Source organism: Cellulomonas sp. A375-1, assembly GCF_001040865.1.
In the GTDB taxonomy this organism is placed as follows: Bacteria; Actinomycetota; Actinomycetes; order Actinomycetales; family Cellulomonadaceae; genus Cellulomonas; species Cellulomonas gelida.
Map to the genome: position 1 here is coordinate 33,782 of NZ_LFKW01000101.1, position 8,677 is coordinate 42,458.

General features: G+C 73.3%; 9 protein-coding genes and 1 pseudogene. 4 read left to right on the plus strand and 6 right to left on the minus strand.

Translation table 11 applies throughout. From position 1 onward, the window contains the following. From CWIS_RS18925 to CWIS_RS10625, 5 genes and pseudogenes are all read right to left on the minus strand, one after another. A pseudogene (locus CWIS_RS18925) lies at positions 1-239 on the minus strand (hypothetical protein); the annotation flags it as partial. Positions 240-268: 29 nt separating this feature from the next. Further along, on the minus strand, positions 269-1,480 hold the full coding sequence (locus CWIS_RS10610) for a WXG100 family type VII secretion target (protein WP_048343259.1): 1,212 nt from the start codon (positions 1,478-1,480) through the stop codon (positions 269-271). 49 nt (positions 1,481-1,529) lie between these two features. Further along, positions 1,530-2,369: a transglutaminase family protein gene (locus CWIS_RS10615; RefSeq protein WP_048343260.1), complete on the minus strand. Its 840-nt coding sequence runs from the start codon at positions 2,367-2,369 to the stop codon at positions 1,530-1,532. Then, positions 2,366-3,295 (minus strand): alpha-E domain-containing protein, encoded by a 930-nt coding sequence (locus CWIS_RS10620; RefSeq protein WP_048343261.1) that lies wholly within the window; start codon positions 3,293-3,295, stop codon positions 2,366-2,368. Before CWIS_RS10620 ends, CWIS_RS10615 begins: the two co-directional genes overlap by 4 nt. Then, complete coding sequence (locus tag CWIS_RS10625) at positions 3,289-4,875, minus strand: circularly permuted type 2 ATP-grasp protein (protein ID WP_048343262.1); 1,587 nt, start codon at positions 4,873-4,875, stop codon at positions 3,289-3,291. Before CWIS_RS10625 ends, CWIS_RS10620 begins: the two co-directional genes overlap by 7 nt. A 122-nt stretch (positions 4,876-4,997) precedes the next feature. Here CWIS_RS10625 and CWIS_RS18060 point away from each other — a divergent pair, with 122 nt between their 5' ends. The 4 genes from CWIS_RS18060 to CWIS_RS10645 all read left to right on the plus strand — a co-directional run bounded on the left by CWIS_RS18060 (position 4,998) and on the right by CWIS_RS10645 (position 7,776). Then, positions 4,998-5,579, plus strand: coding sequence for a type II toxin-antitoxin system PemK/MazF family toxin (locus CWIS_RS18060; RefSeq protein ID WP_229747407.1), 582 nt, complete (start codon positions 4,998-5,000; stop codon positions 5,577-5,579). Between the two features lie 279 nt (positions 5,580-5,858). Continuing rightward, entirely contained in the window at positions 5,859-6,119 is a 261-nt protein-coding gene (gene rpsT, locus CWIS_RS10635; protein ID WP_048343263.1) for a 30S ribosomal protein S20, read from the plus strand. 238 nt (positions 6,120-6,357) lie between these two features. Continuing rightward, positions 6,358-7,083, plus strand: a complete 726-nt coding sequence (locus tag CWIS_RS10640; protein ID WP_229747406.1) for an EAL and HDOD domain-containing protein — start codon at positions 6,358-6,360, stop codon at positions 7,081-7,083. 78 nt (positions 7,084-7,161) lie between these two features. After that, positions 7,162-7,776 (plus strand): EAL domain-containing protein, encoded by a 615-nt coding sequence (locus CWIS_RS10645; protein ID WP_048343265.1) that lies wholly within the window; start codon positions 7,162-7,164, stop codon positions 7,774-7,776. Between the two features lie 101 nt (positions 7,777-7,877). Here the strand turns inward: CWIS_RS10645 and holA are convergent. Continuing rightward, on the minus strand, positions 7,878-8,677 hold an 800-nt coding region (gene holA, locus CWIS_RS10650; protein ID WP_048343266.1), incomplete at its 5' end, for a DNA polymerase III subunit delta.

Here is an 8,677-nt window from a genome sequence, read left to right on the forward strand (position 1 = left end):
GCCTCGCGGATCGCGACGGCCTCGGGGGAGCCGTCCTGGCCGCCCAGCACCGCTTCGAGCGTCGTCTGACCGGCGTCGATGCGCACCTGCACGCGCTGCCAGTGCGGTCCCAGCTGCCCGGTGCGCGCGGCCTCCTCGCGCCGCGACGGGGCCTCGCGCGCCGAGCGCTCGTCCGCGGCGCGGACGACCTGCGCGAGCGCGGCGCTCGCCTGCTCGAGTCGCGCGAAGGCCGCAGCCATCTGCTCACCCGGCGTCCGTGCGTCGGCGCTCATGAGACGGCCGCCCCGGCGCGCCGGAACACACCCTCGGCGAGGTCCTCGACGATCGCGAGGCTGCCCGCCGCCTGCGCCTGAGCGTCGGCGAACGACGCGATCGCGTCGAACAGCGACTCGATGAGCGTGTAGACGAGCCGCACGATGCCGAAGATCGTCTCGACCTTCCAGTAGGCGGTGGCGAGCAGGACGCCCCACCCCACGCCCGGCACCGCGAGCTCGGCGGCGATCTCGATCAGGAGCTGGGACAGCTTGCGCAGTCCGAAGCCGATGCCCGCGCACACCCCCTTGATGAGCAGCCCGACCGCCCCCATCGCGGTGGCGACCGCGTCGAACAGCGGCGCGACCTTCAGGAGCGCCTGGCTGATCCCCGCCATCGAGAGCCGGAACGCGTCCGCCGCCGCACCGGACCACCCCGTGACCGTCGTCGACACGAGGTGCGCGTGGTTGGCCGCGACCGCCTGCAGCGCGCCGCTCACGTTGCTCCACGCCTGTGCGGCCTTCTCGACTCCGCGCGGGTCGCCCGCGAACGGCTTGAAGATGAGCTCCTCGAGCATCGAGTAGCCGACGAGCTGCTCGAACACCCAGTCCACGCTGCCGAGCAGAAGCCCCGCGCTCCAGCGCAGGTCCTCCATGACGTTCGCGCTCGCCACGGGCGTCACCAGGTACGACGACGCGTCGACCGACTCGGTCACGCCGTCCCCGGACCCGCCCCACCGGCCCACGTCGCCGAGCAGGTCGCGCGCCGAGTCGATCGCCTCGACCACGGACTCCTGCGTCGAGCCGATCGACTCCCACAGGTAGGAGTCGGTGCTCCCCCAGCTGGGCGGCGCGGCGGAGTCGGCGGGACCGATCGGAGCGGTCGCCGGCGGTGCCGCACCCCCGTTCCATCCCGCGTCGAGGTCGCCACCCAACCTGCGCAGACGGTCGAAGGCGGACTCGTCGGCGGTCACGTACGCCGAGAACGTCGTCGACGCCGTGTAGGCGGTCGTGTCGCAGACCCGTCCGAGCGTGTCCGTGACCAGCCGACCTGTGCTCAGTGCCGCGTCGGCGTAGGGCTGCAGGCCGAGCAGGATCAGGCCCAGCGACCCGTGCAACGACCCGTGCGCCTCGAGGTGCGCAGTCATCGCACGGCAGTGCCCGCCCTGGCGGGCCAGCACCTGCCCCGCACGGTCGATCGTCGTCAGGTCTGTCGTCAGCTCACTCACGTCGCCCCCGGGTCGCCGCCTCGTCGCCGTCTGTCCGGCGGGAAGCGTCTCATGACTCGCGCGTGATGCGAACCTCGACCTCGAGCTCCTGCGTGCCCGCACCTGCGTAGATGCCCCGCAGCGGCGCGACGTCGTCGTACGACCGTCCCCGCGCGAGCACCACGTGGTGCGCACCCGCGGGGATGCGGTTCGTCGGGTCGTAGGCGACCCAGTCCCCGACCCACCACTCGACCCACGCGTGCGACTCGCCCGTGACCGTCTCGCCGATCTCGCCGCCACGCGAGGGGTGCAGGTAGCCCGAGACGTAGCGCGCGGGGATGCCGAGCGAGCGCAGCGCGCCGAGCGCGAGGTGCGCGACGTCCTGGCACACACCTGCCTTCGCGTCCCACGCCTCGGTGGCGGGCGTGTGCACGGCGGTCGCACCCGGGATGTACTCGACCCGGTCCCGCAGCGCGCTGCACACGGCCACCGCGGCGTCCGCGGGCCCGAGCCCGTCGGCGGCGGCGACCGCGAGCTCGACGACCCCCTGCGGCGGTGCGGTCGTCGGCGTGTCCGACAGGAACTCGGCCATCCGGTCCCGCACGTCGGGCGCGGCGAGCTCGTCCCAGCCGAGGACGGTGCGCGGTGCGACGAGCTCCCCGGTCTCGACCACGTGCTCGGCGGTGATGACCATCGACTCGTGCGGCACCAGGACCTCGAACGCCGTCACGGCCGTGCCCCAGTAGTCGCGGTACTCGTACGACCACGTCTGCGGCCGCGCCTCCAGGTGCGACGAGACGACGGTCTGGCCCGCCTGCGAGACGGGTGTCATGCGCGCCTCGTTGTAGGACGCCTGCACGGGCGTCGCGTAGCGGAACGTCGAGGTGTGCACCACGCGCAGCCGGCTCACAGGTTCTCCCCCATCCAGGTCGTCGTGGCGGCCGACGGGAAGTACCGCCCGCGCACCGCGTCGGACGCGGCCGCGCACGCACGCTGCACCTGCTCCATCTCGTGCGGCAGCGCGTCGAGGACGTCGATCAGCGGCCGGTACTCGAGGTTGGTCCGCACCAGGCCGATGTGCCGGCGGGCGTCGTCGACGCTGGCCCGGTCGACCACCGGCTCGAGCGCCGCGAGGCACGCGTCGGCCTGGTTGAGCGCGTACACGATCGACCGCGGGAACAACCGGTCGAGCAGCAGAAAGCCTGCCGCACGCTCGTCGGACGCGATCCCGCGGTACGTGCGCAGGAACGCCTCGTGCGCGCCGCACGAGCGCAGCAGCGTGGTCCAGCCGGGCCCCCCGGTGCCCGCGAGCGCACGGGTCGTGAGCAGGCGCGCCGTCATGTCCGCGCGCTCGATCGAGCGACCGAGCACCAGGAACGCCCAGGTGTCGTCGCGCGAGATCGTCGCGTCGATGATCCCGGCCACGACCGCGGCACGCTCGCGCACCCACGTGAAGTAGTCGTGCGGCCGCGCGGGACGCATGTGTGACGGCAGCTGGTTCCACGTCGCGTTCAGGCTCTCCCACAGCTCGGTGGAGATCACCTCACGCGCCCGGCGGGCGTTCTCGCGCGCCGCGACGAGCGCCCCGGCGATCGACGACGGCGAGAACCGGTCGTACGCGAGCACGTCGAGCACCTCGACCCGCCCGATCGCGACGTCCTGCGGCGGGTTCGGCCGGTCCATGACCGAAAGCAGCGACCGGCACGCGAGGTCGACCTCGGCCCACGGGTCCTCGAGCAGGATCTGCAGGTGGACGTCGAGCAGGCGCGCGGTGTCGTCGGACCGCTCGACGTAGCGGCCGATCCAGAACAGCGACTCGGCGATGCGGCTCAGCACGTGCCCACCTCCGTGCTCGGGACCTCGAGCGACGTCTGCTGCTGCTGCATGACGTGCGCGCGGATGTCCTGCGGGTTCGCCTCGATCGGGACCGCGTTGCCCACCGGGACGGGATGGTGCTGCAGCGGCGCGGCCGCGCGACGCGGCGGCGACCCGCCGAGCACCCACGTGTCCTTCGACCCGCCACCCTGCGAGGAGTTCACGACGAGCCTGCCCTCGGGCAGCGCGACGCGCGTCAGGCCGCCCGGCAGCACCCACACGTCCTCGCCGTCGTTGACGGCGAACGGTCGCAGGTCGGTGTGCCGCGGCCGGAGCCCGTCGTCGACGAGCGTCGGCAGCGTGGAGAGCTGCACCACGGGCTGCGCGATCCAGCCCCGCGGGTCCGCCTGCAGCCGGGAACGCAGGGCCGCGAGCTCCTCCTTGCTCGCCGCCGGCCCGACGACGAGCCCCTTGCCGCCCGAGCCGTCCACGGGCTTGACCACGAGCTCGTCGAGCCGGTCCAGCACCTCCTCGAGCGAGCCGGGCTCCTCGAGGCGCCACGTGTCGACGTTCGCGAGGATCGGCTCCTCGCCGAGGTAGTAGCGGATGAGGTCCGGCACGTAGGTATAGACGAGCTTGTCGTCCGCGACGCCGTTGCCCACGGCGTTGGCGATCGTCACGGTCCCGTTGCGTGCGCACGTCATGAGCCCGGGCGACCCCAGCAGCGAGTCGGCGCGGAACGTCACCGGGTCCAGGAACTCGTCGTCGACCCGGCGGTAGATCACGTCGACGCGCCGGCGGCCCTGCGTGGTGCGCATCCACACACGCCCGCCCGCGCAGAACAGGTCGCGGCCCTCGACGAGCTCGACGCCCATGGTCCGCGCGAGCAGCGAGTGCTCGAAGTACGCGCTGTTGTAGACGCCGGGCGTCAGGACGACGACCGTCGGCTCGTCGACGCCTGCGGGGGCGGCCGCCGTGAGCGCGGCCAGCAGGCGCCGCGGGTAGTCGGCCACCGGGCGGATCCGCAGCGCCGCGAACAGCTCGGGGAAGCTCTGCGCCATGGCGCGGCGGTTCGACAGCACGTAGCTGACGCCGCTCGGCACGCGCACGTTGTCCTCGAGCACGCGCCAGCCACCCAGCGAGTCGCGGATCAGGTCGATGCCCGACACGTGCACCCGGACGCCGTTGGGCGGGGTGATCCCGCGCGCCGCGCGGCAGTAGTTGGTCGAGGAGACGACGACCGAGCGCGGCAGCACGCCGTCGGCGATCACGCGCTGCGGCCCGTACACGTCCGCGAGGAACGCCTCGAGCGCGCGCACCCGCTGCGCGACGCCCGGCGCGACGTGGTCCCACTCCTGGCTCGCCAGCACGCGCGGCACCACGTCGAGCGGGAACGGTCGTTCCTCGCCCGCGAAGTCGAACGTGACGCCCTGCGTGAGGTAGGACCGGGCGAGCGCGTCGGCCCGAGCCCGCAGCTCCCCGGCCGAGAGCTGGGCCAGGGCAGCATGTACCTGCCGGTATGCCGCCCGCGGGCCGGTCGCGGTGTCGAGCATCTCGTCCCAGGCGACCCCGGCCGGATAGTCGTCGAAGAGGTCCGCCATGGGGCGAACGTAGCGCCGCTGTGTCAACGGCGCGTTACGGCGAGAAGGTCCCCCGCCGGGCGGGTCGTCGTCCCGACCGGTCGGGGCCCCGGCGTCCTGACGAGTTCGCTAGGTTCTGGTCCGTGCCTGCATCCCCGAGCTGGTCGTCGCTGCTGCGGCAGACGGCCGCTGCCGTCCTCGGCGTGCTCTCCCGCCGGCGTCCCGCGGGTGGCGCGACGAGGTCCACGCGCGGGTCGACCGCGCGCCCGACGAGCGGTCCGGGACCCGCGCCCGGTCCGACGACGACCGCGCACCGGGTCGTGCTCGCCGACCACGTCGGCCCCGTGCGCACCGAGTACAGCCCCGACCTCGACGGCGCCGCGGACCCGGGCGAGATCGTCTGGACCTGGGTGCCCTACGAGGAGGACGCGACGCAGGGCAAGGACCGGCCGGTGCTCGTCGTCGGGTGGGACGGCGAGCACGTGCTCGCCCTGATGCTCACGAGCAAGGACCACGACCGCAACGCCGAGCGGGAGGCCCGTCGCGGGCGGTACTGGCTCGACATCGGGGCGGGCCCGTGGGACAGCAGGCGGCGCGAGAGCGAGGTGCGGCTCGACCGCGTGCTGTGCCTCGACCCCGCGACGATCCGGCGCGAGGGCGCGATCGTCGAGCCCGCGCTGTTCGCGCACGTCACCTCAGCGCTCGCCGAGCTGCGCGGTCGCTGACCGGACGCGGCCGTGGTGTCGGGGTCACCGAGGTGACGCCCTCGAGATCGCGCGGCACGAGCCCGCGTCGTCGGGACCCGCCCTGCGACCCGGCGTCAGACCGGGCGGGCTTGGGGAAGGCCCGTGGGTCGGGTAACATGGTCGCTCGCGTGTCCGCCCAGGTCGGCGGGCACTCGCCCAGCTCCTCTCCGAGGGTGTCCCCACGCCCCAGTCCCGGAGCTGCGCGCGCCCTCTACGACCTGTCAGATCGCTTCGGCGAACGCACAAGAGAGTCCACACGTGGCGAACATCAAGTCCCAGATCAAGCGCATCCGCACCAACGAGAAGGCGCGCCTGCGCAACAAGTCGGTGAAGTCGGAGCTCAAGACGCACGTCCGTCGCGTCCGCGAGGCTGTCGCCGGCGGCGACAAGGAGGCGGCGACCGCCGCTCTGCAGACCGCGTCGAAGAAGCTCGACAAGGCCGTGAGCAAGGGCGTCATCCACGCCAACCAGGCCGCGAACAAGAAGTCGGCGCTCGCGAAGACCGTCAACGCGCTCTGATCCACACGCACGTCTCGCGCCCCGGCGCGAGGAACGAGGCGTCACCCGTGAGGGTGACGCCTCGTGGCGTTGTCGGGACCTTCGTCGGATGCGCGCGGCCGACGAACCCCGGCCGCCGAAAGGGAGATGTCCGACACACCGGGCGACTCGCCGAGCAGAGACCGAATCGTTTGCGGCGAGCGATTTCCACCCGCTCGAACAGGCAGGCCTCACGTCACCGTGTGATCGAATGGGGGACGTGACGGACGACCTCGACGATGCGGGCCTCCGGCGCCTCGCGGCGGCGGTGGACGACGCGATCCCAGGATCACTGCGCACCCAGTGGGAAGCGCACGTGTCGTCGGCGCCCGTGCTCGTCGCCCGGCAGGGCATCTTCACATCCTCCGGGCAACCAGTTGCCTACGAGTTCTCCTACCGTTCGCAGGGCGAGCCGACGCGGGGAGCCGCGGAGTGGAGCGCCCGTCAGCACGAGCGGGCCACCGCCCACGTGCTCGCCGCGACGTTCGGCCGCGCCGATCTCGAGCGCGTCGCGAACGGTCGGCTGCTGTTCGTCCGCTGCACGCGCGCCTACCTCGTCGGAGAGCTCGCGGTCCCCCGTCGACCGGACCGCCTCGTCATCGTCGTGCCGGACACCGTCCCGATCGACGCCGAGGTCCTCGCGGGCGTCCGGCGCCTGCGGACCGAGGGCTACCGCTTCGCGCTCCCGTCGTTCGTGAGCAGCCCTGCGCAGCGCCGGCTCCTCCCCCACGCGGACTACGTCAAGGTCGACGTGCGTGACCTCGACGTCGAGGGCCACCCCGTCGTGACGCTCGCACGGTCCTACGGCGCGAGCCTGATCGCCGAGTACGTCGAGACACCCGAGGCGATGGCGCACGCACGCGACCTCGGCCTCACGCTGTTCCAGGGGAACCTGCTCGAGCGCGCGGGAGTGCTCGACCGCGCCGGCGCTCAGATCGTCGACTGAACGACGACGGACGGGACGCCGGCGAAAGTGTCACGCGAAACGGCGTCATGGACGGCGCGGCACGCCCTCTCATCGGGTGTGACTCCCCACGCGCAGGCGCCGCGGCCCTCCCCGCCGCAGGTCGCGCGCCAGCCGATCTGGTCACCTGAGGGTGTCCTGCACGGCTACGAGCTGCTGTACCGCACGGCGGACGGGACACCCGCGGGCGTCGACAGCTGGGACGAGAACCGCCAGGAGGACGCGACCGAGGCCGTGCTCTCGCGCATCGCCAGCATGGAGCTGGGCACCGCGCTCGCGTTCGTGAACGTCACGCGCGGGTACCTCGTCGACACCCGCGCGCTCCCGCCGCACCGCGGCCAGCTCGTGCTCGAGGTCCTCGAGACCGTCCCGGCCGACGACGACTCGCTCGCCGGCCTGACCAGGCTCCGGGACGCGGGCTACCGGCTCGCCCTCGACGACTTCACCGCCTCCGCCGCGCAGCTCGCGATGCTGCCCTGGGCCGACTACGTCAAGATCGACTGCCGTGACCTGCTGCAGCACGGGAGCGCGCTGGTCGAGCTCGCACGCAGCGGGGGCGCCCAGGTGGTCGCCGAGCGGGTCAGCGATCGCGCGCTCGTCGACCACTGCGTCGCGTGGGGCTTCGACCTGCTGCAGGGCGACGTCCTCGGCCCGGCCGCGACGCTGCGCGCCTGAGACGCCGAACCTGAGACGCAGTCGCTGCTTGCCCTGAGGCAGTGCCTGACGCGCTGCGTGCCCAAGGCTGCGGCCGCCGGGTCGGCTCGCTGAACCCCCGATCAGGCGTGCGAGGCCGCAGCCACGCGCAGCACGGCGCGCTCGACCGCGAACCGCGGGTCGCGGCCCTCGCCCTTGACCTCGGCGTCGGCCGCGGCGACCGCGCCGATCGCGACGGCCAGGCCCTCGGGGGTCCAGGTGCGCAGCTCGCGCAGCGCCCGGTCCACCTGCCACGGTGCGAGGCCGAGCTCGCGCAGGGCGCCCTGCCCCTTGCTCCGCGTCGCCCCGACCTTCGCGAGCGTGCGCAGCTTGGTGGCGAGCGCCGCCACGATCGGCACCGGGTCGAGGCCCGTCGCGAGCGCGTGCCGCAGGAGCGCGACCGCATGCCCGGCGTCGCCCGCCACCGCGGCGTCGGCGACTCGGAAGCCGGTCGCCTCGATCCGGCCGCCGTAGTAGCGCTCGACCGCCTCGACGCCGATCATCCCGGTCGTGTCCGCGACGAGCTGGGCGCAGGACGACGCGAGCTCGCGCAGGTCGCTGCCGACGGCGTCGACGAGCGCGCGCACGGCTCCGGCGTCGGCGCGTCGGCCGGCCCGGCGCAGCTCAGCCGTCACGAACTGGGTCTTGTCGGCGTCGGACGTCACGGCGTCGCACGTGATCTCGGGCACCTGCGCGGCGCGCAGCGCGTCGAGCGTCTTCTTGCCCCGCACACCGCCACCGTGCCGCAGCACCAGCACGACCCCAGGCGCGGGCGAGGGCAGATAGCTCTGCACGTCCGCGAAGAGGTCCTCGGTGCCCGCCTCGAAGCCGTCGACGACGACGACCTTGTCCTCGGCGAAGAGCGACGGGCTGGTGGTCACGC